This is a genomic window from Lentzea sp. NPDC042327, from assembly GCF_040647275.1.
Taxonomy (GTDB): Bacteria; Actinomycetota; Actinomycetes; order Mycobacteriales; family Pseudonocardiaceae; genus Lentzea.
This window is the reverse complement of sequence record NZ_JBEZBX010000029.1, coordinates 1-21,649: the sequence shown is the minus strand read 5'-3', so window position 1 is coordinate 21,649 and position 21,649 is coordinate 1. Positions and strand designations below refer to the sequence as shown.

Annotated in this window: 20 protein-coding genes and 2 tRNA genes; 13 read left to right on the top strand and 9 right to left on the bottom strand. The window is 68.2% G+C overall.

Annotation, left to right across the window (positions count from 1 at the left end; genetic code table 11):
• The first annotated feature begins 75 nt into the window (after positions 1-75).
• Complete coding sequence (locus tag AB0A63_RS39200) at positions 76-393, top strand: tyrosine-type recombinase/integrase (protein ID WP_360401417.1); 318 nt, start codon at positions 76-78, stop codon at positions 391-393.
• Between the two features lie 75 nt (positions 394-468).
• Positions 469-1,959 (top strand): AAA family ATPase, encoded by a 1,491-nt coding sequence (locus AB0A63_RS39195; protein WP_360401414.1) that lies wholly within the window; start codon positions 469-471, stop codon positions 1,957-1,959.
• Positions 1,960-2,101: 142 nt separating this feature from the next.
• Here the strand turns inward: AB0A63_RS39195 and glnA are convergent, their stop codons facing one another.
• Positions 2,102-3,526 (bottom strand): type I glutamate--ammonia ligase, encoded by a 1,425-nt coding sequence (gene glnA, locus AB0A63_RS39190; RefSeq protein WP_360401411.1) that lies wholly within the window; start codon positions 3,524-3,526, stop codon positions 2,102-2,104.
• A 169-nt stretch (positions 3,527-3,695) separates the two neighbouring features.
• Between glnA and AB0A63_RS39185 the strand changes: the two genes are divergently transcribed.
• Positions 3,696-4,169, top strand: coding sequence for an RDD family protein (locus AB0A63_RS39185; protein WP_360401408.1), 474 nt, complete (start codon positions 3,696-3,698; stop codon positions 4,167-4,169).
• Positions 4,170-4,284: 115 nt separating this feature from the next.
• On the opposite strand, the gene AB0A63_RS39180 is transcribed toward AB0A63_RS39185, so the two are convergent.
• Positions 4,285-5,013: a DUF4191 domain-containing protein gene (locus AB0A63_RS39180; RefSeq protein ID WP_360401405.1), complete on the bottom strand. Its 729-nt coding sequence runs from the start codon at positions 5,011-5,013 to the stop codon at positions 4,285-4,287.
• Positions 5,014-5,076: 63 nt separating this feature from the next.
• On the opposite strand from AB0A63_RS39180, the gene AB0A63_RS39175 reads away from it, so the two are divergent.
• From AB0A63_RS39175 to AB0A63_RS39160, 4 genes are all read left to right on the top strand, one after another.
• Positions 5,077-7,152, top strand: coding sequence for an ATP-dependent DNA helicase UvrD2 (locus AB0A63_RS39175; RefSeq protein ID WP_360401402.1), 2,076 nt, complete (start codon positions 5,077-5,079; stop codon positions 7,150-7,152).
• 138 nt (positions 7,153-7,290) lie between these two features.
• On the top strand, positions 7,291-7,533 hold the full coding sequence (locus AB0A63_RS39170) for a hypothetical protein (RefSeq protein ID WP_360401399.1): 243 nt from the start codon (positions 7,291-7,293) through the stop codon (positions 7,531-7,533).
• 99 nt (positions 7,534-7,632) lie between these two features.
• The gene (locus tag AB0A63_RS39165; protein WP_360401396.1) at positions 7,633-7,959 is read left to right on the top strand and encodes a WhiB family transcriptional regulator; all 327 of its coding nucleotides are present in this window, start codon (positions 7,633-7,635) and stop codon (positions 7,957-7,959) included.
• Between the two features lie 287 nt (positions 7,960-8,246).
• Positions 8,247-9,119, top strand: a complete 873-nt coding sequence (locus AB0A63_RS39160; protein ID WP_360401393.1) for a methyltransferase — start codon at positions 8,247-8,249, stop codon at positions 9,117-9,119.
• Positions 9,120-9,827: 708 nt separating this feature from the next.
• Here AB0A63_RS39160 and AB0A63_RS39155 read toward each other — a convergent pair.
• From AB0A63_RS39155 to AB0A63_RS39140, 4 genes are all read right to left on the bottom strand, one after another.
• The gene (locus tag AB0A63_RS39155) at positions 9,828-10,409 is read right to left on the bottom strand and encodes a hypothetical protein (protein ID WP_360401390.1); all 582 of its coding nucleotides are present in this window, start codon (positions 10,407-10,409) and stop codon (positions 9,828-9,830) included.
• A 101-nt stretch (positions 10,410-10,510) separates the two neighbouring features.
• Positions 10,511-11,824 carry an AarF/ABC1/UbiB kinase family protein gene (locus AB0A63_RS39150; RefSeq protein WP_360401387.1) on the bottom strand — a complete coding sequence of 438 codons (1,314 nt, stop codon included), beginning with the start codon at positions 11,822-11,824 and terminating at the stop codon, positions 10,511-10,513.
• Entirely contained in the window at positions 11,821-12,621 is an 801-nt protein-coding gene (locus AB0A63_RS39145; protein WP_360401384.1) for a TOMM precursor leader peptide-binding protein, read from the bottom strand. The genes AB0A63_RS39150 and AB0A63_RS39145 overlap by 4 nt, the downstream gene beginning before the upstream one ends.
• A 44-nt stretch (positions 12,622-12,665) precedes the next feature.
• Positions 12,666-12,821, bottom strand: coding sequence for a DUF5679 domain-containing protein (locus AB0A63_RS39140; RefSeq protein ID WP_360401381.1), 156 nt, complete (start codon positions 12,819-12,821; stop codon positions 12,666-12,668).
• 195 nt (positions 12,822-13,016) lie between these two features.
• On the opposite strand from AB0A63_RS39140, the gene AB0A63_RS39135 reads away from it, so the two are divergent.
• A complete protein-coding gene (locus AB0A63_RS39135) occupies positions 13,017-13,544 on the top strand; it encodes a M48 family metallopeptidase (protein WP_360401378.1) in 528 nt (175 codons plus the stop codon).
• 73 nt (positions 13,545-13,617) lie between these two features.
• On the opposite strand, the gene AB0A63_RS39130 is transcribed toward AB0A63_RS39135, so the two are convergent.
• A complete protein-coding gene (locus AB0A63_RS39130; protein ID WP_360401376.1) occupies positions 13,618-14,961 on the bottom strand; it encodes a zinc-dependent metalloprotease in 1,344 nt (447 codons plus the stop codon).
• A gap of 44 nt (positions 14,962-15,005) precedes the next feature.
• Here AB0A63_RS39130 and AB0A63_RS39125 point away from each other — a divergent pair, with 44 nt between their 5' ends.
• The gene (locus AB0A63_RS39125; RefSeq protein ID WP_360401374.1) at positions 15,006-16,085 is read left to right on the top strand and encodes a PDZ domain-containing protein; all 1,080 of its coding nucleotides are present in this window, start codon (positions 15,006-15,008) and stop codon (positions 16,083-16,085) included.
• Between the two features lie 104 nt (positions 16,086-16,189).
• Here AB0A63_RS39125 and AB0A63_RS39120 read toward each other — a convergent pair whose 3' ends face one another.
• Positions 16,190-16,729, bottom strand: a complete 540-nt coding sequence (locus tag AB0A63_RS39120) for a PPA1309 family protein (RefSeq protein ID WP_360401372.1) — start codon at positions 16,727-16,729, stop codon at positions 16,190-16,192.
• A 94-nt stretch (positions 16,730-16,823) separates the two neighbouring features.
• Here AB0A63_RS39120 and AB0A63_RS39115 point away from each other — a divergent pair, with 94 nt between their 5' ends.
• The 3 genes from AB0A63_RS39115 to AB0A63_RS39105 all read left to right on the top strand — a co-directional run bounded on the left by AB0A63_RS39115 (position 16,824) and on the right by AB0A63_RS39105 (position 20,333).
• Positions 16,824-19,838, top strand: a complete 3,015-nt coding sequence (locus AB0A63_RS39115; RefSeq protein ID WP_360401370.1) for a UPF0182 family protein — start codon at positions 16,824-16,826, stop codon at positions 19,836-19,838.
• Positions 19,839-19,891: 53 nt separating this feature from the next.
• Positions 19,892-19,965 (top strand) — tRNA-Met (locus AB0A63_RS39110).
• Positions 19,966-20,259: 294 nt separating this feature from the next.
• Positions 20,260-20,333 (top strand) — tRNA-Met (locus tag AB0A63_RS39105).
• An 84-nt stretch (positions 20,334-20,417) separates the two neighbouring features.
• Here the strand turns inward: AB0A63_RS39105 and AB0A63_RS39100 are convergent.
• A complete protein-coding gene (locus AB0A63_RS39100; protein WP_360401367.1) occupies positions 20,418-20,678 on the bottom strand; it encodes a hypothetical protein in 261 nt (86 codons plus the stop codon).
• Between the two features lie 340 nt (positions 20,679-21,018).
• Between AB0A63_RS39100 and AB0A63_RS39095 the strand changes: the two genes are divergently transcribed.
• Complete coding sequence (locus tag AB0A63_RS39095; protein ID WP_360401364.1) at positions 21,019-21,519, top strand: helix-turn-helix transcriptional regulator; 501 nt, start codon at positions 21,019-21,021, stop codon at positions 21,517-21,519.
• Positions 21,520-21,649 lie beyond the last annotated feature (130 nt).

Below are 21,649 nucleotides of genomic sequence, written 5' to 3'. Positions count from 1 at the left end.
GACGCGCACGTCCAAAAGTTCGAGCCGCTTCCGATCACGCTGCCGTGGGGGACACCTGACGGCAAGCTCGTGACGGTGCCGCTGTTGATCTACACGCGGGAGTCAAAACAGATCTACCGACACTCGTTCAACCACCACGTGTGGAAGCCGGCGCTCGTGGAGGCTGGCGTGCTTGCGCCTGGGCGCGCGGAGGGGTTCCACGCGCTAAGGCACTTCTTTGCATCCATGCTCCTTGATGACGGAGTGAGCATCCGGGCTCTCGCGGAGTACCTGGGTCATGCGGATCCGGCCTTCACGCTCCGCGTGTATACCCACCTGATGCCGTCGAGTCATCAGCGCGCACGTAGTGCGATCGAGAAGGTGTTGCACAGTTGGCCGACGTTGAGGATGTGAGTTGGCGTAACAACCTGCGTACCACCGGGCGATGGGGAAGCAAGACCGTACTCCAGCTCTGCTGATCGAGGTGTCATGTCGAGGAACCTGAGTGAGCCTTCGGCGACTGTTCGCAAGGTATCGGATTCATGGAATACCTTGCGGAAGTCATCAAAAGGATGGCCGCTCTTCTTGGACGCTGTAACAATCACTGGGCTGCGCGGCTGGAACTCTGAGAAGGTGGAGTTCCGATTTCCGGTCGTTGCGATCGCGGGTACCAACGGGTCGGGTAAAAGTACGGTGCTGAAGGCGGCCGCAGCGGCATATAGGGCCAGGGACACCGGGTCAAAGAGGGACCCAACGACGTTCTATCCGGATGACTTCTTTCCGAATACCCCTTGGGAGACTGTTGAGAACGTCTATCTCCAGTACAAATACACCCAGGGTGATGTCGATCAGGCGAACTCTCTGCGCAAGTTGACGAAGCGCTGGCGTGGCATGCCAGTTCGTCCTGTTAGGCCGGTGTTTTTTCTCGATGTCAGTCGCACTCAACCGATCGACACGCTCATCGGTTACGGGAAGATTGCCAAAGAGTCGGTCTTTGCGGGCGAAGAGGTTGCTCTTGAAGGGAAGTACCTCAAAGTCCTAGCCAGGGTGCTCGGTGTGTCGTATGAGCATGGAATGATGGTGACGAAGGACTCCAAGAAGGTGGGGGTTCTTGAGGTTGGGGGCACTACGTACTCCAACTTCCACCAGGGTGCTGGTGAGGATGCCACGGCAGACCTGGTGGCGATCCTGCAAGAAGTTCCACGTAATTCTCTGATCATTATTGACGAGGTCGAGTCCTCTCTTCATCCTCGCGCCCAGAGAAGGTTGACCACGGAGCTGCTTGAGCTTGCGCTTGAGCGCAAGCTTCAGATAATCTTTTCGACGCACTCGCCCTACGTTTTCGAACAGCTTCCGCTGGAGGCTCGCGTATACGTAAATGTCGATCGGGATAGGCGTCGTCACGTGTTGTACGGCGTCACGCCTGAGTTTGCATTGAGCATGATGGACGACGTCTCGCATCCCGAGTTGGTCGTCTACTGTGAAGACTCCCAATCAAAGAGCTTGATTGAGCTGCTTGTTGCACTCGAAGACGCTGATGGGTCTTTGGGTAGAAGAATCGATGTGATCGCTGTTGGGCCTGCAAGCACGGTTCAGACGCTGGGTGAAGTGTCCGACAAGGGCGGGCTTCCGGGGAAATCTGTAGGCGTCCTGGACGGCGATCAAGATGCTAGTGCTGGCTGCCTTGTTCTGCCTGGTGGTGATGCGCCAGAGCGTGTTGTCTTCAATGGGCTGACCGAGGCGCAATGGGGAAAAGTTGCGCAGCGGCTGGCTGTGCGAGAAGGCGATTTGCTCGACGCTATTGACGATGCAAAGCGCCTTGAGAACGCTCACGCTTGGCCACGCAGAACTGCTGAGGCGTTGGGAGCCAGGTTCCGTGCCACTCGCGTCTGGGATGACGCAGCGGCGGTTTGGGCAGAGGAACTTGCTCCAGAGGTACGTGCTGAGTTTGTAGATGCGCTTCGGGCGTACCTGGGCTGACAGACCGAGGGCCGGATGACTAAGTCAGTCACCCGGCCCTCGGCCTGTGGTCGTTCAGGCGGCCTCTCCACGGCGGACGTCCTGGAGGCGGCCCCGGCTGGGGCTTCAACCGGCGGAACTGCCGATCAAGGCCCCGCGCCGATCACACGTCGTAGTACAGCGCGAACTCGTAGGGGTTCGGGCGCAGGCGCAGCGGGTCGATCTCCTCGGAGCGCTTGTACGAGATCCAGGTGTCGATCACGTCCGGGGTGAACACGCCGCCCTCGAGCAGGAACTCGTGGTCGGCCTCCAGGTTGTCCAGCACCGCGTCGAGGGTGGCCGGGACCTGCTTGACGTCGCGGGCCTCCTCGGGCGGCAGCTCGTAGAGGTCCTTGTCGATCGGGGCCGGCGGCTCGATCTTGTTCTTCACGCCGTCGAGGCCCGCCATGACCATCGCCGAGAACGCGAGGTACGGGTTGCCCGAGGAGTCGGGGCAGCGGAACTCGATGCGCTTGGCCTTCGGGTTGTTGCCCGTGATCGGGATGCGCACGCACGCCGAGCGGTTGCGCTGGGAGTAGACCAGCGACACCGGGGCCTCGTAGCCGGGGACCAGGCGGTGGTAGGAGTTCACCGTGGGGTTGGTGAACGCCAGCAGCGACGGCGCGTGGTGCAGGATGCCGCCGATGTAGTGGCGGGCGGTGTCGGACAGGCCCGCGTAGCCGCTCTCGTCGTGGAACAGCGGCGCGCCGTCCTTCCACAGCGACTGGTGCGTGTGCATGCCCGAGCCGTTGTCGCCGAACAGCGGCTTCGGCATGAAGGTGACGGTCTTGCCGGCCTGCCAGGCGGTGTTCTTGATGATGTACTTGAACAGCATCAGGTCGTCCGCGGCGTGCAGCAGCGTGTTGAACTTGTAGTTGATCTCGGCCTGGCCGCCGGTGCCGACCTCGTGGTGGGCGCGCTCGACCGTGAAGCCCTGGGCCTCCATGTTGAGGACCATCTGGTCGCGCAGGTCGGCGTAGTGGTCGTTCGGGGTGACCGGGAAGTACCCGCCCTTGTACTTGACCTTGTAGCCGAGGTTGCCGCCCTCTTCCTCACGGCCGGTGTTCCACCAGCCGGAGACCGCGTCGATCTTGTGGAACGAGGAGTTCCCGGTGGTGTCGAACTGGATCGAGTCGAAGATGTAGAACTCGGCCTCGGCACCGAAGTACGCGGTGTCCGCGATGCCCGAGTCGGTGATGTACTGCTCGGCCTTGCGCGCGATGTTGCGCGGGTCACGGCTGTACGCCTCACGCGTGAACGGGTCGTGCACGAAGAAGTTGACGATCAGCGTCTTCTCGATGCGGAACGGGTCCACACGCGCCGTGTACAGGTCGGGCAGCAGCAGCATGTCCGACTCGTGGATCGACTGGAAGCCACGCACGGAGGAGCCGTCGAAGGCAAGACCCTCTTCGATCGCGTCGGCGTCGAACGCCTTGGCCGGCAGCGTGAAGTGCTGCATCACGCCGGGCAGGTCGCTGAACCGCACGTCGACGAACTTGACACCCTCGTCGGTGATGAACTTCAGCACCTCGTCGGAATTCTTGAACACCCTCGTCGACTCCTTGGCTATGGAATACGGCTGGCCATCACGAGCGACCGTATGTCGGCGGTGTTGCCCGTCCGTCACTCGGATGTTTCGCCAGTGTTAACGGGGCCGTCCGAGTGGGCAAGACGACCTGCCGGTCCTCACCCGTTGAGCACGGCCTTACTCTGGAGGGGTGAGCAGGTGGACCGGTTCGTGGCTGTCAGGACCCCGCTCGGTACTCGAACCGGGCGAGGACTCGAACGACGGCAAGCAGCAGCGTTGGCGTGGCGAGCGGCACGGCTTCCCGGAGAAGGGGCCGGGCTCCATCGCCTCGGTCGGGCGGCGCACGTTCGCCATCCTGCTCGACTTCTTCCTGTCCGCGGGGGTCGCGGCGCTGTTCACGCGCCCGGAGCTGCCGCGCAACTGGAGCCTGCTCGCCTGGTTCGTCATCACGGTCGTCGCCGTGGCGTTCTTCGGCTTCACCCCTGGTCACGCCGTGTTCGGCCTGCGGGTGGCGCGCATCGACGGCAAGGCGTTCGTGCACCTGCCGCGCGCGCTGCTGCGGACGGTCCTCATCTTCCCGCTGATCCCGGCGCTGGTCTGGGACTCGGACGGCCGCTGCCTGCACGACAAGGCCGCCGGCACCGTCGTCATCAAGGTCAGATAGCCCGCAAGAGACCCCCTGAACAGCGAGAAGGCCCGGCGCACGAGGTGTGCCGGGCCTTCTCGCGTGCTGGTGCTGGTTGGTGCTGGTGCTGTGGTGCGTGGCGTGGTGACCGAGGTCAGCGGCGGCGCAGCGTGCGCTGGACGTTGCGCATCTTCGCGCCCTGCGGCATCGGGCCCTTGGGCAGCGCGGCACCCCGGCTCGCGAGCGCCGCGAGACGGGCGTCGAGCGTCTCGACCTGGGCCGTCGTGATGTTGCGCGGGAGCTTCATCAGCGTCGACTGCAGCTTCTTGAGCGGCACCTGGCCCTCGGCGGAGCCGATGATGAAGTCGTAGATCGGGGTCTCGCCGACGACGCGGGCGATGCGCTTCTTCTCCTGCGCGAGGAGCGGCTTCACCCGGTGCGGCGCGCCCTCGGCGACCAGGACCACGCCCGGACGGCCGAGCACGCGGTGCACGGCGTCGAGCTGGGTGGTGCCGACGACGGCGGGGGTGACCCGCCAGCGGCCGCGCAGGTTCTCGAGCGCCCACGCACCGGCACCGGGCTGGCCGTCGGCCTTGCGGAAGACGTTGCTCTGCACCCGGCGACCGAAGATGATCACGGCTAGCAGCGCGCCGATCGCGATGCCCAGCGGCACGAACATCCAGACCGCGTCGAAGACCAGGCCCAGGACCACGGCGATCGCGGTGACGCCCAGCAGCGCACCGAGCATCAGCGGGATGAGCGCCTTGTCCTCGCGGCGTTGCATCTTGAACGCCTCGAAGATCTGCTTGCGCCGCTCACGTGATGCCGCGCGGCGAACCTTCGCCGCTTCCTTGGCAGCCGCCTTGTCCTGCTTACCAGCCATGCTCACCAGGATACGGCGCGCTGGTCTCGGAGTTGCATCGGCCGTCTGCGAGACTGCCCGGCTATGGACGCGTTGCTGGAGGGTCTTGATCCGGAACAGCGTGCAGCGGTGGAGGCTCCACGCGGCCCGGTGTGCGTGCTCGCGGGTGCCGGCACCGGCAAAACGCGCACCATCACCCACCGGATCGCCTACCTGTGCCAACGCGGCCACGTCGCCCCGTCGCAGGTCCTCGCCGTCACGTTCACCAAGCGCGCCGCGGGGGAGATGCGCACCCGGCTGCGCTCGCTCGACGTGCACGGCGCGCAGGCCGTGACGTTCCACGCCGCCGCCTCCCGTCAGCTGCGCTACTTCTGGCCGCGCGTCATCGGCGGGCCGCGCTGGGAGCTCGTCGACCAGAAGATCCGCGTCGTCGCCCGCGCCGCCGCACGCCTGGGCCTGCCGACCGAGACCGACGCGCTGCGCGACCTCACCAGCGAGATCGAGTGGGCGAAGGCGTCGCTGCTGACCCCGGAGGACTACCCGCTCGCGGCCTCCCGCGCCGCACGCGACATCCCGGCGCCCGCCGAGCAGGTCGTGAAGCTCTACCTGACCTACGAGCAGCTCAAGAACGAGGCGATGCTGCTCGACTTCGACGACCTGCTGCTGCACACCGCGGCCGCGCTGGAGGACAACGCGGAGGTCGCCCAGGAGTTCCGCGACCGCTACCGCTGCTTCGTCGTCGACGAGTACCAGGACGTGACGCCGCTGCAACAGCGCGTGCTCGACGCGTGGCTCGGCAGCCGCGACGACCTGACCGTCGTCGGTGACGCGAACCAGACCATCTACTCGTTCGCGGGCGCCTCGCCGCAGCCGTTGCTCAACTTCCCCCGCCGCTTCCCCGAGGCCGTGGTGGTGCGGCTGGAGCGCGACTACCGCTCCACGCCCCAGGTCGTGGGACTGGCCAACGAAGTCATCAAGTGGGCCCGTGGACGCCCGGCCGGCTCCCGCCTCAACCTCATCGGGCAGCGACCGGAGGGCCCGGCACCGCGGTTCCACGAGTTCGACGACGAACCCGCCGAGGCGGACGCGGTCGCGCGGCGCGTCAAGACGCTGCTCGACGAGGGCGTGGCGGCGTCCGAGATCGCGATCCTCTACCGGGTCAACGCCCAGTCCGAGGTCTACGAGCAGGCGCTCGCCGCGCAGGGCATCCCGTACCTGGTGCGCGGCGGCGAGCGGTTCTTCGAACGCGCAGAGGTGCGCCAGGCGATGATCACGCTGCGCTCGGCCGGCGAGGTGAGCGGCAGCCTGCCCGACGTGACGCGCTCGCTGCTGGAGAAGGTCGGCCTCACCGACGAGCCGCCCACGGGCGGGTCCGCGCGCGAACGCTGGGAGTCGCTGCTCGCCCTCGTGGAGCTCGCCGAGGAACTGGCCTCCGCCGTGCCCGACGCCGACCTGCCGCGGTTCTGCGCGGAACTGGACATGCGCGCCGAGGCACAGCACCCGCCGACCGTCGAAGGCGTGACGCTGGCGTCGCTGCACGCGTCGAAGGGCCTGGAGTGGGACGCCGTGTTCCTCGTCGGACTCGTCGAGGGCACTATGCCGATCCAATACGCCGACGGCGACGAGGCGAAGATCGAAGAAGAACGCCGCCTTCTGTACGTAGGCGTCACGCGCGCACGTGAACACCTTTGGATGTCGTGGGCGTTGTCACGCGCAGCGGGCGGCCGTAAGTACCGACGCCGTTCCCGTTTCCTCTACAACCTCGTGCCGGAGAGCCACCCCGCGGCACGCGTACCGGCCGGTGCCGCATCCCAACGGCCTCCGTTGATGAAGAAGGAGAAGCCGACCTGCCGGCTGTGCTCCTCGACGCTCAACGAAGCGCAGGCCATCAAGCTCGGCCGCTGCCGCTCCTGTCCGTCCGATGTGGACGAAGAACTCCTCGAAGCGCTGCGCCAGTGGCGGGCCGGCCGGGCGCGCGAGCTGAAAGTGCCCGCGTACGTCGTCTTCACCGACGCGACCCTGATGGCGATCGCGGAGCAACGACCCACGGATTCGGCCGGGCTCGTCGCGATCTCGGGCATCGGCGCCTCGAAGCTCGACAGGTTCGGCAACGACGTGTTGGGCCTGGTGAGGGCCGGTGTGGGCGACTCGGCCACCTGATCGGGACAAGTTTCGTTAAATAGGTTGCACGCCCCAGGTACGGGGTCATAACCTGCTCATGCCGGGTCCGGAGGACCCGTCTGGGGAAGAAGAACTACTACTCAGCTCGCAGAGAGCTCTCCGAGGGAGGTGCCGATCGTGAAGAAGTTCGAAATTTCGCGCGCACTCGGCCTCCCCGTGACCGAGCACTTCTGTGCGCCCGCAACCGCTCCGGCCATGTGGCAGAAGTCTGCCCACAGGTCGGCGGAACTGCTGGGCCGTGAGCGCGCCACCGGACTGCTCGTGGAGCAGCCGGTCCTGCGCCCGACCGTCGATGACGTTCCCAACTACACGAATGCGCTGTCCGCGCATCAAGTGAGAAGGCTCCTGCCGACCCCATAGAGGGGTCGTAGGACCACCAGGCTCACGAAGGCCGCGGACTCGCACAGAGTCCGCGGCCTTCGTGTTTTTTGCTGTACCCCACACAAGGAGAAAAACCTGATGTTGACCGCGACTGTCCCGCTCACCGGCGAGACACTTCCGGACCTCGCGGAGGGGCTTGACCTGCCCTGCCGCACCCACAACCCCGACCTCTGGTTCGCGGACGCCCCGGCGGAGCTCGAGAAGGCGAAGACCTTCTGCGGGACCTGCCCGGTGCTCGCCGAGTGCCTCGCGGGAGCCCTCGCGCGGCACGAGCCGTGGGGTGTCTGGGGTGGTGAGATCTTCGAGCGCGGTGTCGTCATCGCTCGCAAGCGGCCCCGTGGCCGTCCGCGCAAGGACGCGGCGGCGGCAGTGGCTTCTTCGGACAAGACGGAGGCGGCAGCGTGAACACCTCGGTGATCAATCTCGACGCAATGCCCGCGTACACGAACGAAGGACTGCACCCCATGTCTCTGCAAGAAGAACTCGTGCGGATACGAATACAAGAAGCCCAGAGGTTCGCGGAAGAGCAACGCCTGGCGAACCGCCTCGCGTCAGCGCAACGTTGGCGCAGGGTGTCGCGATGGGCGGGACGCAGAGCGGCTCGCTTCGACCTCTGACAGTCACGAGCTGAGGCCGTCGTCCACGAGAAGGTGGATGGCGGCCTCGGCCGTTCCTCCGTACCGTCTTCCTTTGTGCCGCACCACACCCACGACGGAATCGACTGGTCGTCCCGCCTCTCGGGCATGAGGCGCTACGGCGCACTGCAAGCCGAAGCGCTGTCCGCGGTCGCCCGCAGACTCGTCGCACCACTCCCGGACTCACCCGTCGTGATGGACGTCGGCTGCGGCGCCGGCTCGATGTCCGTCCCCCTGGTCGCCGCACTCCGCGACCACGGCGGCGGCGTCCTGGTCCTGGTCGACGCCACCCCCGAACTCCTCGACGCCGCCTGCGCCGCCGCCCGCACCGAGGGCGAGGGCGTGGTCTCGGTGAAGCCGGTCCTCGCCGACCTCGCCGCGGAAGACCCGCTCTCCTTCACGGGCCCGGTCGAGCTCATCTGGGCCTCCCGCGTCATCCACCACCTCCCCGACCAGCTGCGCGGCGTGCGCCGCCTGGCCTCCGCGTTGGCCCCCGGCGGCTGGCTGGCCTTGGCCGAGGGCGGCCTCGAAACCCGCTTCCTGCCCTGGGACCTCGGCGTCGGCGACCCCGGCCTCCCGGACCGCATGGCCGCGGCCCGCGCCGAGTGGTTCGTCTCGATGCGCGAGAACATGGCCGGCTCCGTCCGCCTGCCGGTCGGCTGGAACGTCGCCCTGGCCGACGCCGGCCTCGGCGACATCGGCTCCTTCAGCTTCGTCGTCGACCACCCGGCCCCGGCGAAGCAGCAGGTCCGCGACTGGGCGGTGGACCGCCTGACGTGGCTGGCCGAGATCACCGGCCCGTACCTGCACCCCGCGGACCGCGACGCTCTGCGCCGCCTGCTCAACCCGGCGGACTCCGAGTACGTCGGTGCTCGGGAGGACGTGTTCCTGCTGGAGACCGACACCGTCCACGTGGGACGGCGGCGGTGACGGCGTGCCACAGGTGTGGGCGGTCGCGGGCGTCCGTTTCTGAGCTGGAGCTGTTGGCCTGGTCGTCGGAGCGGGTCGGGGGGACGGTTCGGTGGTTGTGTCACGCGTGCGCCAAGGCGCATGTGCGGGACATCGAGGGGAAGTTGCCGGACGAGTACTGGCGGTGAACGGCTGGTGCGGGTGAGGCTGGCTGGCTTGGGGTGGGCTGGCTTGCGTGAGCCGGGCTGGCTTGGGTTGGTTGGCTTGCGTGGGCTGGGTCGGGCTGACGTGGGCTGGGCTGGCGTTGGCTGGGTCGGTACGGGTGGGCTTGGCCGGCTTGCATGAGGCTCGCTGCCTTGAGCGAGCTTGGTCGGTTCGCGCGGGCGGGCTGTAGGGACGGCTGTTCGAGCTGAGTGGTGGGCGTCGGCGTGGGCGTTGCGGGTTCGGCGGTCGTATTCGGGCTTGGCTGGTTCGTGTCGGCTTGAGGCGTGTCGGGTGCTGTCTCCGTTCCTGCGGGGGCTGGCCGCCTCACGCGCGCTTCCCCATTGCGGGCGAGCGAGAACGGGAATCCGGACCGGCTTCACTCGAAAGAGTGGCCGGATAGGTGCTGGCAGCGGTGAGGCAGAGATCGAGAGCCGGCTTGCAGCGGTCGCGGCAAGGCACGACCGCGAGCAACGCAGGCCATAAGCAACGCAGGTCACGAGCGACGCAGACCTTCGACCAGGCAGGTCAACGCGACCCATCCGGGCAGTCAGAAGTGGGCGCGCTGAGGGGGAGCGGGTACAGGTGCTGTAAGGCCTGCCTGACCAGCGCCGTTCCGCGGCGGGGGCTCAGCTCCAGCTCCTCGTGCAGATCGCGCGGCGTGCACAGGCCCGCGGCCACCACGGCGTCGAGTGCGGCCACGACCGCGCGGGCGTCTTGTTCGCGGCGCGTGAGGTCCAGGGTTGCGCGGGCCGGGGAGGCCAGGCGGAGGCCGTCGTGGTGGATGACGGTGGGTGGGCGGGTTGTGCGTTCCAGGAGCAGGTTCGGGTGGGAGCGGCGGGTGTTCTGGGTGCCCAGCACGTGGATGTGGCGGGGTAGGGGGAGGCGGGCGCCCTGGCGGGTCAGGGCGTCGGTGCCGGTGATCACGGAGGACGGGCCGGCGTAGGACAGGGCTGCGTGCAGGCGGTCCAGGCGGGTGGGCGGTGAGGGCTTTTGGAGGACTACGCCGGGCAGGAGGAACTGCCAGGGGCCGGACGGTAGGCAGCGGCGGAGGATCTCCCGCGAGGAGAGGCCGGATTTGCGCAGGTCAGCGGTCGTGGTGATGGGCATGGGACAAGCTTGGGGCAGGCACCGACGAGGGAAGGGACCTCGGAGGCAAGCTGTGGACAACTTCCGCCATGTTCACTCGACGGAGTGGAGAGGCCGCCGGTTCACGGCTCCTCGAAGCCCGGCTGCCACCGCGCCACGATCTCGCGCGCGGTCACGTGGGCGTCGAGCTGGCAGAGGATGCCGGTCGCGCCCAGCGTCACGCGGTGGATCAGCAGGTACTGCGGCGGCAGGTTCAGCGAGCGGCCCGTCTGGGAGTCGGGGCTGCGCAGGTCGCCGACCCGTTCGGCCTGCGACTGCAGCCAGCGGCGGGTGAAGTGGAACGACTCGGTGCGCAGCGGTTCGACGAACGGGGCCAGGTAGCCCAGGACGTCCTCGCCGTCGAGGGACATGCCCTCGCGGATGAAGTTCTCGGTGCGCAGGAGGTCGACCAGGTCGTCGGGGCGGCCGTCGAGGGCCAGGCGGGTCATGCGGCCGAGGGTTTTCGGAAGGCCGTCGGGGAGGCGGGCCACGGCGCCGAAGTCGATCACGCGCAGGCGGCCGTCGGCGCCCAGCATGAAGTTGCCGGGGTGCGGGTCGGCGTGCAGCAGGCCGGAGCGGGACGGGGCCGAGAAGTGGAACTCCGACAGCAGCTGGCCCGCGCGGTCGCGGTCCTCGGGTGAGCCCTCGCGGATGATCTTCGCGAGGCCCACGCCCTCGGTCCACTCGGTGACCATCACCTTCGGGGACGAGGCGATGACGCGGGGGACGACGACGTGCGGGTCGTCGTCGAAGGCCTTGGCGAAGGCGCGCTGGTTGGCGGCCTCGTCGCGGTAGTCGAGCTCCTCCAGGTACCGGTCGCGCAGCTCCTCCAGCAGGGGGCGCACGTCGGTGCCGGGCATGACCGCCTGCAGCAGGCGGGAGAAGCGCAGCAGCTGCTTCAGGTCGGCGCGCAGGGCCTCGTCGGCGCCGGGGTACTGGACCTTCACGGCCACGTCGCGGCCGTCGTGCCACACGGCGCGGTGCACCTGGCCGATCGAGGCCGAGGCCGCCGGGTCGTCGTCGAACGACTGGAAGCGCTTGGTCCAGGAGGCGCCGAGCTGTTCGGCGAGCACGCGGTGGGTGGTGCGGGCGGGCATCGGCGGGGCGGCGGTCTGCAGCTTCGTCAGCGCCTCGCGGTACGGGGCGGCGAGCTCGTCGGGCACGGCCGCCTCGAACACGCTGAGCGCTTGGCCGAACTTCATGGCGCCGCCCTTGAGCTGGCCCAGGACGGCGAACACCTGCTCGGCGGTCTTGGCGGTGACCTCGGCGTTGACCTCGTCGGCTGCGCGTCCGGTCAGTCGCTTGCCCCAGCCGCCGACCACCCGGCCCGCCACCCCGAGCGGGAGGCTCGCCAGCTTGGCGGTGCGCTGCACGGCCTTGCGCGGAATCTCGGTCACCCGGCCATGGTATGTGCGCTGCACTGACAGTCAGGGTGCGGATACCAGCTCCGCCTCTCAGCAACCCCCGTGACCAGGTCCAGCTCGAGAGTGGCGTTGAGCACTGGTGGCGGTGCCTGCTCGGGTCCGCGGACGTGGCGCAGCGACTCCAGCACCTGCGCGACGGCGAGCGCGGCGGTGCCGGAGGCGAACAGGACGTCGTAGGAGGCGGGTTTGCCGACGAGCTGCGCGGCGATGGCCGGCCACGCCTCGTCGTGGTCGGTGCGGTGCAGGTCCGCGCAGTTCAGGCAGCTGGTGCGGCCGGGCAGCACGAGCGGGCCGACGATGCCCACGCCCTCACGGACGCGCACGGCCAGATGAGGTGTGCGGGCGGCCATCAGGCCGGAGACGACGGCCGGATCGGGGACGAGGGTTGCGGCGAGCACCACGAGGTCGGCGTGGTGGGCGAGCCGGACACCGGACTCGGCGAGCAGCGACGTCATCGCGAGGGAGAGGTGGGTGGAGCCGAACACGGCGGCCGTGGCACCCCTGGACGGGGAGGGGGACTCCAGCAGTCCCACCTGGTCGAGTGATTCCAGGACGGTGGTCAGCAGGGCCGGGTCCTCACCGCGGCTGCGGAGTCTTTCACCCAGTTCAGCGAGGGTGTGGCGGCCGTCGAGGACGAGCAGCTCGTCGACCAGGGCGTCGGGCAGCTCGTCGATCACCACGGCGTGCTTCGGGTCGGTGCCGACCTGCACGACGCCGGGGCCGCGGCGCACCACGGGCAGGCCGCTGCGCACTCGGGGGCGTGTGTCCACAACGGAAGACTGGCAGGGGGCGGTGCCCCCTGCCAGCGGAAACGTCAGACCTTGGACTTGCCGAGGATCCGCGTCATCTTCGTTCCGCAGACAGGGCAGGTGCCCTTCGCCATGCGCCGGCCGTTGGTCTCCTCGACATTGCCGTCGAAGTCGCGCTTCTCCCGGCACTTGACGCAGTAGCCGTTGTACTTCTCGGCCACAGCCCCTCCCTTGCAGTTGTGAGTGCGGACACACTCGGGGACCTTGGCGCGACGGTACCTCTGCGAGGCGGTGATCCCGCGCATGTCGATCTCGCGCGTGTCCAGCCGCCGTTCGGTGGAACTTCACCCGCCGGGTGCCCGCCTGCGGCCGGTTGGGGGCCCAAAATTGTCGGTGCCGCCGATTACGGTTACTGCATGGCCGAACCGCGGGTGGAGGTGCGGCGGAGCTCCCGGCGCCGCCGCATGGTCAGCGCGTACCGGGAGGGCGACACCGTCGTCGTCCTTCTGCCGGCACGGATGACCAAGGGGGAAGAGAAGCACTGGGTGGCGGAGATGTTGAGCCGCCTCCAGCGCAGTGAGACGCGCAGGAAGTCGCCTGCGCGGACGTCCGACGAGGCGCTGATGGCGCGGTGCGCCGAGCTGTCGGTGCGATACCTGGACTCGCTCGCCGACCCGGTGAGCGTGCGCTGGGTGCCGCCCATGCGCACGAGGTGGGCGTCGTGCACACCGACCGAGGGCACGATCCGCGTGTCCGAGCGGTTGCGCGACGTGCCGCCGTGGGTGCTCGACTACGTGCTGGTGCACGAGCTCGCGCACCTGCTGGTCCCAGGGCACGGCAAGGACTTCTGGGAGTGGGTGCACCGCTACCCGAAGTCCGAGCGGGCCATGGGCTACCTGGAGGGCATCTCGGCCGCGGCCGGACTGGGCCTCTCGGAAGACTGATCTTCAGCAACGCGAAGCGCCCGGCGGGGTGTGCCCGCCGGGCGCTTCGCACGTCTGACCGGTGCCCTCGGGCTCAGCTGTCCTTGGGCTTGTCGCCGTCCTGCGGCTCGTCCGCCTCCGCGGTCGCCTCGGTGGCCTTCTCGCCGTCCTCGGCGCGCATGGTGCGCTCGAGCTCGGCGATCGGGTCCTCGAGCGCCTTGCGGGTGTTGGCGAGCCGCTCGGCGAACTCCAGCGGGTCGTCCAGGTCCTCGGTGGTCGGGATCAGCTCGGCGTGCTCCCACACGCCGTCGCGGACCTCGACGCCGTGCTGGTCGCCGACGAGCTTCCACAGCGCGGAGGCGGCCCGCAGGCGCCGCGGCCGCAGCTCCAGACCGACGAGTGTGGCGAACGTCTGCTCGGCCGGGCCACCGGAGGCACGGCGGCGGCGCAGCGTCTCGCGCAGTGCGGGCGCACCGGGCAGCCGGTCGGCCACGGCGGCGTCGACCACGACGTCCACCCAGCCCTCGACGAGGGCGAGGAGGGTCTCCAGCCGGTTCAGCGCGGCCTTCTGCTCCGGGGTCGTCTGCGGTTCGAGCAGACCGGAGCCCATGGCCTCCTCGATGGAAGCCGGGTTCGACGGGTCGATCTGGCCGGCGAGCTGCTCCAGCGCCGACGTGTCGACCTTGATGCCCTTGGCGAACTCCTCGACGGTGTCGAGCAGGCGCTGCCGCAGCCACGGCACGTGCGTGAACAGGCGCTGGTGCGCGGCCTCGCGGGCGGCGAGGAACACCATCACCTCGGAGGCGGGGCGCTCCAGGCCCTCGGTGAACTTCTCGATGTTCGCCGGCAGCAGCGCGGCCGTGCCCTCGGGGCCGAGCGGCAGGCCGACGTCGGTCGAGGTGAGGACCTCGGCGCCGAGCTGCGCCAGTGCGTTGCCGAGCTGGGACCCGAACGCCATGCCGCCCATCTGCCCGAGCATCGACAGCAACGGGCCCGCGGCCTGCTTGGCCTCGGCCGGCATCGCCTCGACCCACGCGCCGGACATGCGCTGCGCGACCGGGTCGCACAGCCGCTGCCAGGTCGGGATGGTGCGCTCGATCCAGTCGCGGGCGGTCCACGCCTGCGTGGTGCGGGTGCCCGCGGGCAGCGAGGTGACGGGGTCGAGCCACATCTCGGCCAGGTGCACGGCGTCGGTGACCGCGCCCGACTGGTCGGCGGCGAACCCGACGGTGGTCTGCGAGGAGGACAGCTGCTGGAACGCGATCTGCTTCGCGAGGTCGTAGTTCACCGGCCCGCTCGACGTCCCTGCGCTGCTCAGCATCGCGCCCAGCTGGCTCAGCATGTTGCCCAGCTGGTTGAAGTCGAACGGGTTGTCCCCCGGTTGCCCGTCCTTGTCGTCGGGGTTGTGCGGGCTGAACCCGAACGGCACGTCACTCATGCCTCTACCGTACGCGGATCGACATGGTCGTACGCTGTTCAGCCGTGAGTGAAACCGTCACGACCGCACCCGCTCCCGCGCCCCCGCCGAGGGAACGCGGACTGACCCGCCGGACGTGGACGCTGATCGCCAGCTTCCTGGTCGTGGCGATCCTCGGAACAGCGGGCGGGTTCGCCCAGGTTCCGTACGTCGCGCTGGGCCCCGGCCCCACCTACGACGTGCTCGGCAAGGTCAAGGACGCCGACGTCGTGTCCATCGACGGCCAGAACACGTTCCCCACGCAGGGCACCCTGCGGATGACGACGGTCTCGCTCACCAACGACCTGTCGCTCTTCGGCGCGCTGGGCCTGTGGCTGTCCGGCCGCTACGCCCTCGCGCCGAAGGAGGACTTCATCAAGCCCGGCCAGACCGAGGAGGACGTCCAGCGCGACAACGAGCAGGCGTTCAGCGAGTCGCAGACCTCCGCCGAGGTCGCCGCGCTGCACTACCTCGGCTATCCGGGCAAGGTGGTCGCGAACCAGGTCACCAAGGGCAGCCCCGCGGAGAACGTCATCCCGCTCGGCGCCCGCATCATCGCGGTGAACGGCAAGCAGGTGCAGAGCGCCGCCGACGTGAGCGCCGCGCTGGAGAACACCAAGCCGGGCGACCGCATCGAGGTCGCCTTCGAGCAGGACGGCACCTCGAAGTCGACCCAGCTCACCCTCGGCCAGCGCCCCGACGACCGCCCGTCCGGCTTCATCGGCATCTCGCCCGTCGACCGCGCCGACGTGCCGTTCAAGATCAAGATCAGCCTGTCGGACGTCGGCGGCCCCTCGGCCGGCCTGATCTTCGCGCTGGCGATCGTCGACAAGCTGACCCCCGGTGAGCTCAACGGCGGCAAGGCCATCGCGGGCACCGGCGAGATCCAGGGCGACGGCGCGGTGAAGCCCATCGGCGGCATCGCGTTCAAGATGGTGGCGGCGAAGGAGGCGGGGGCGACCGCGTTCCTCGTGCCCGCCCAGAACTGCACGGACGCCAAGCAGCAGGCGCCGGAGGGCCTCACGCTGATCAAGGTCGAGAACCTGAAGGACGCGGTCTCGTCGCTGGAGGCGCTGAACAAGGGCCAGCCGACGCCGGGCTGCTGACCCGCGGGCCCGCTGACCTGACGGTTTCAGCCACGGGCGAACAGCACGAACGCAGCCCCGCCGTGATCACACGGCGGGGCTGTGCCAGCCTGGAGGCGTGACGACTAGGGCCGCAGCGTGGCGAGCAGTGCGTCGGTGAGGTTCGGGGCCAGCTCGGGGTGTTCGACGAACTCCTCGGGGACCTCGACCGTGCCGCGCAGGCGCAGCACGCAGGAGACCGTGCCGTCCCTGAGCACGGCCGCGACCAGGCGCGCCTCGCGGCGGGACGGGTGCTCGGCCGCGAACCTGCGGGCCGCCTCGTCGTCGAGCTCGCCGTGGTGCAGCTCGGTCTCGGCTTCCGGGGGCAGGACGACGATCTCCTGGGCCAGTGCGCAGCCGGTGACGGCCGGGGGCCACTCGATGCCCGCGAGCGCGTCGGCCAGGTCGCCTTCGAGGGCGTCCTGGGCGATCGGCGTCAGCGGGGAGGCCACCGGGTCGAGCTGGGCGCGGAGCTCTGGCTGCTGGGCGATCAGGTCGGACGTCGCCACGAGGGCGAAGAGCTGCGGGGGCTGCTCCCAGCCGCCGGCCGCTACGAACTCTTCTACCTCGCGGGCGACCGTCGGGAGGACGACCGCTGGCGTTTCACTCGCTGACACGCGTGTCATCGTAAGACGGCGCACTTCACGGGAACCCAGGGCGTCGTCCGTAGAGTTGGACTAAACGTACGTATCGATTTACCGCGATCCAGGAGCGTGCCTCGTGGCCACACGGCCTCCGGTCGGACTGCCGAAACTGTCCCGGCGCAGCCGAATACTGCTCATCGTGGGTGTCGTGCTCCTGTTCGGTCTCATCACGGGATCGCGGCTGCTCGACACCTACGTGAACTGGCTGTGGTTCGGCGAGGTCCAATTCCGCAACGTCTACAGCACAGTGCTGCTCACCAGGCTGGGGTTGTTCCTGGCCGTGGGGGTCGTGGTCGGCGGCATCGTCGGGCTGAACCTCTGGCTCGCCTACCGGGCGCGGCCGGTGTTCGTCCCGGTGTCGGGGCCGGACGACCCGGTGGCGCGCTACCGCACCGTCGTCATGCGGCGGATGCGGTTGTTCTCGATCGGCATCCCGGTGTTCGTCGGGCTGATCGCGGGCGCGTCGGCGCAGGCCGAGTGGCAGCAGGTCCAGCTGTTCCTCAACGGTCAGCCGTTCGGCATCACCGACCCGCAGTTCGGCCACGACATCGGCTTCTACGCCTTCCAGCTGCCGTTCTACGAGTGGCTGCTGTCGTGGCTGTTCATCACCACGGCCGTGTCGTTCATCGGCGCGGTGATCGCGCACTACCTCTTCGGCGGCATCCGGCTGGCCGGTCGCGGCGGGCAGCTCTCGGGTCCGGCGCGGCTGCACCTGGCACTGGTCGCCGGCACGTTCGTGCTGCTGAAGGCGGTCGCGTACTTCTTCGACCGGTACGAGCTGCTGCTGCACGAGAACGAGAAGTTCGTCGGCGCCAGCTACACCGACCTCAACGCGGTCCTGCCGGCCAAGCTGATCCTGCTGTGCATCGCCGTGTTCTGCGCCGTGGCGTTCTTCGCGGGCGCGTTCATGCGCAACGTGCAGCTGCCCGCCATCGCGACCGTGCTGCTGGTGCTGTCCAGCGTCCTGGTCGGCGCGGCGTGGCCCGCGGTCCTGGAGCAGTTCTCGGTCAAGCCGAACGCCATCCAGAAGGAAGCCGAGTCGATCACCCGCAACATCGCGGCGACCCGGCAGGCCTTCGGGCTGACCGACGACAAGGTCGAGACGAAGCCCTACGAGGGCAAGCAGAACGTCGCCAACGACCAGATCAAGACCAACGACGCCGCCACCCTCGGCAACATCCGCCTGCTCGACCCGGCGGTCCTCGGCCGCACGTTCACCCAGTTCCAGCAGCTGCGGCCGTTCTACGGGTTCCCGAGCAAGCTCGACGTCGACCGGTACACAGTGGACGGCAAGCTGCGGGACTACATCGTGGCGGTCCGCGAGCTGAAGCTCGACAGCCTGCCGCAGGGCCAGCGCGACTGGATCAACCAGCACCTCATCTACACCCACGGCAACGGCTTCGTCTACGCAGAGGCGAACAAGGTCAACGAGATCGCCGACCAGTCCAACGGCGGCTACCCCGACTTCAAGACCGGTGAGGTCAAGCCCAACGGCGAGGTCGGCAACGTCGCCAACGGCATCAAGGTCGACCAGCCGCGCACGTACTACGGCGAGCTGTTCGGCACGAACGACTACTCGATCGTCGGCGGCCGGCCCGCCGGTTCCGCGGCCGAGTACGACACCGACGCCAAGTCCTACACCTACACCGGCAGCGGCGGCGTGCCCATCGGCAGCCTGTTCAACAAGCTCGCGTTCGCGGCCTACTACGGCGAGCGGAACATCCTCTTCAACCAGTCGATCGCCGACGAGTCGAAGATCCTGTTCAAGCGCACGCCGCGCGACCGCGTGCAGGCCGTCGCGCCGTGGCTGACCGTCGACAGCGACCCGTACCCCGCCGTCATCAACGGCCGCATCACCTGGATCGTCGACGGCTACACCACGCTGGAGAACTACCCGTACGCGCAGCGCACGCCGCTGGGTGACGCCACCAACGACTCGCTCACAGCGGACGGCGTGGTGATCTCGCAGGTCAACAAGCCCGTCAACTACATCCGCAACTCGGTCAAGGCCACTGTGGACGCCTACGACGGCACGGTGTCGCTGTACGCGATCGACGAGAAGGACCCCGTCCTCAAGGCGTGGATGGGCGTCTTCCCCGGCACGGTCAAGCCGGCCGGCGAGATCAAGCCGGAGCTGCGCGAGCACTTCCGCTACCCCGAGGACCTGTTCAAGGTGCAGCGGCAGATCCTGTCGAAGTACCACGTCTCGTCGCCGTCGGACTTCTACTCCGGTGTCTCCTACTGGGCGCCGGCGCAGGACCCGACGATCGACAACGTGACCTCGGCCGACGCCCAGCAGGCCGAGGCGAAGAAACGCCGCGACGCCCAGCCGCCGTTCTACGTGCTGGCCGGTGACCCGGCCAACCAGGGCAAGGTCAGCTTCCAGCTGACCAGCCCGCTCGTGCGCGAGAACCGGGAGTTCATGGCCGCCTACGTCTCGGCGTCCTCCGACCCCGACAACTACGGCAAGATCAGCGTGTTGCAGCTCAACACCGACGCCAAGGGCCCGCAGCAGATCCAGACGCAGTTCCTCACCTCGGACAACGTCAGCCGCGAGCTCAACCTGCTCACCCAGCAGAAGACGACCGTCGTCTACGGCAACCTGCTGACCCTCCCGGTCGGCGGCGCGCTGCTCTACGTCGAACCCGTCTACATCGAACGCGCGTCGAACAACACGTCGTTCCCGCAGCTGTCGAAGGTCCTCGTCTGGTACGGCGACCGGGTCGGCTACGCGTCCACGCTCAACGAGGCGCTCGAACAGGTCCTCAGCGGGGCGGGGGCCGTGGTGCCGCCGCCGAGCGACAACAACAACGGCAACGGCCAGACCTCCACGCCGCCGCCGACGTCGACCACACCCGGCAACACCGGCGGAACGTTCAGCCCGGAGCTGCAGAAGGCGGTCAACGACATCGACGCGGCGCTCGCCGACATCAAGCGGGCGCAGCAGAACAGCAACTTCGCCGAGCTCGGCCAGGCCTACCAGCGCCTCGACGACGCCTCGAAGAGGTTCAAGCAGTACAGCACCGGGTCGGCCTCACCGCCGCCCACCGGCCAGTCCTCGGTTGTGCCCAGCCCCACACCGTCCGGCTGACCACCCGATTTGCATTTCCCGCTCCACCCCGCGTAAGGTTCTGTTCATACCGACGCGGGGTGGAGCAGCTCGGTAGCTCGCTGGGCTCATAACCCAGAGGTCGCAGGTTCAAATCCTGTCCCCGCTACAAAGTGGGAAAGCCCTGTCTGCGGAGGACGCAGACAGGGCTTTTTCGCATTTTCATTGGGGATGAAGCCCCCAAACCCCACCCGGAGGGCTTCCCCCCCGGACCCCCGAACCCCGAGGCGGCGCCTTGAGAGGGTGGGCGCGGGACCAGGATTGAGTCGGGATTGAGCCGGGATGGGCCGACACTGGGGCTGAGCTGGGGAAATGCGGTTAGAGGGGGGTGGTGGAAAAGGGGTTTTTCGAGGGTGTAGAGTTCTACCTACAACAGCAAGACAGCAAGACAAGCTAAAAGCGGCGCGGGGTGGAGCAGCTCGGTAGCTCGCTGGGCTCATAACCCAGAGGTCGCAGGTTCAAATCCTGTCCCCGCTACTAGATGGAAGGCCCGGAGTCCTAGGACTCCGGGCCTTCTTCGTATTTCCGAGTGGGTCGATCCGGCCGAGCGGGCCGGGCGGTTCAGGTCATGTTCTCCGCCCAGTACTGGGCGCACAGCATGCTGGAACAGATCCGGCCCTCGCCGCTCACCGTGCGGTGCTTGCGGATCTGCTTCCCGCACACCATGCACTCATCCTTGCCCGCCTGCTCCGGGATCCCACCCGTCACCCACGCACGCGTGTGCATGGCGACCTTCTTGTGGTCCAGCCACTTCATCTTCATGCCCATGGTTCCCCGACCTCCGCTGTCCAGCCGCTGACGCCCGCTGAGGGCGATGATCATTTTTCCAGGCTTCCCGCCGGAGGAAAGACCCCGGAGCCGACATCACCGGGTCGTGCGACGGCAGCCCACGTCCGTCCATTCGGGTGGCTTCGGCCGGTGAGAGCAGTGCCGCCGATCGGGTGAGGCCGGGGAAGTTTCGCTTGTGCGAAAGGCTTTTTCCATCCGGGATGGACACGGACGGTCAAGCGGCCAAACGCGTGAGGCGCCAAAACTGCCGCTTACTCAGCGAGACTTTTCGTTGCTCCGCATGGCCCATCGGACTAGCCCGGTGATCAGCCACAGTGGACAGAACGGCTGACCATTGTGGACAGCCTCCCCCGGACGTGGGAACGTTGTCGTTGTGTCAGACCTGAATGCGACCGCAGCCGCCCTGCTCGGGCTGCTGCACGACGGACCCAAGACCGGTGGCCAGTTGGTTGCGGAGGCCGGGGAGCGCTTCGGAGCGTTCTTCAGCGTCACCCGCAGCCAGGTGTACCGCGAGCTGCCCGCGCTGGCCGACCAGGGCCTGCTGCGACTCGGCAAGCAAGGGCCGCGCTCCAGCCAGCAGTACGTGCTCACCGCGGCGGGCAAGAAGGCCTTCAAGAACTGGCTGCTGTCCGAGCCCGGCCCCGACCACCTGCGCAGCCCGCTGATCCTGCGCCTCGTGCACGCCGGCTCGTTGACGGCAAAGCAGCGCGAGTCGCTGGTCGCCACGGCGCGCACCACGTACGGGGCCGAGCAGGAGAGCGCCCGCAGCGCCGCCAAGACCGCGGAGGACCCCTACGCGAAGGCGGTGGCCGAGTTCGGCCTGGCCCACGCGAAGGCCGTCCTCAAGTTCCTGGACGCGATCCCCACGGGCTGAGGTCGGGGCGTCTGCAAGTACCACCGACAACGGGTCGGTGGTACTTTGAGAAGCCCCAAACAGCACCCGATAAAACGCCCGGCGCGGGGGGGGGGCCGGATTTGGGGAATATTGATGGGGGGAAAAGGAA

What these genes read in the sequence shown, in the direction of transcription:
- AB0A63_RS39120 (WP_360401372.1), bottom strand. Translation starts at nt 16,729, where the DNA reads ATGACACGCGTGTCAGCGAGTGAAACGCCAGCGGTCGTCCTCCCGACG.
- AB0A63_RS39175 (WP_360401402.1), top strand. Translation starts at nt 5,077, where the DNA reads ATGGACGCGTTGCTGGAGGGTCTTGATCCGGAACAGCGTGCAGCGGTG.
- AB0A63_RS39100 (WP_360401367.1), bottom strand. Translation starts at nt 20,678, where the DNA reads ATGATCATCGCCCTCAGCGGGCGTCAGCGGCTGGACAGCGGAGGTCGG.
- AB0A63_RS39165 (WP_360401396.1), top strand. Translation starts at nt 7,633, where the DNA reads ATGTTGACCGCGACTGTCCCGCTCACCGGCGAGACACTTCCGGACCTC.
- AB0A63_RS39155 (WP_360401390.1), bottom strand. Translation starts at nt 10,409, where the DNA reads ATGCCCATCACCACGACCGCTGACCTGCGCAAATCCGGCCTCTCCTCG.
- AB0A63_RS39195 (WP_360401414.1), top strand. Translation starts at nt 469, where the DNA reads ATGTCGAGGAACCTGAGTGAGCCTTCGGCGACTGTTCGCAAGGTATCG.
- AB0A63_RS39180 (WP_360401405.1), bottom strand. Translation starts at nt 5,013, where the DNA reads ATGGCTGGTAAGCAGGACAAGGCGGCTGCCAAGGAAGCGGCGAAGGTT.
- AB0A63_RS39135 (WP_360401378.1), top strand. Translation starts at nt 13,017, where the DNA reads ATGGCCGAACCGCGGGTGGAGGTGCGGCGGAGCTCCCGGCGCCGCCGC.
- AB0A63_RS39130 (WP_360401376.1), bottom strand. Translation starts at nt 14,961, where the DNA reads ATGAGTGACGTGCCGTTCGGGTTCAGCCCGCACAACCCCGACGACAAG.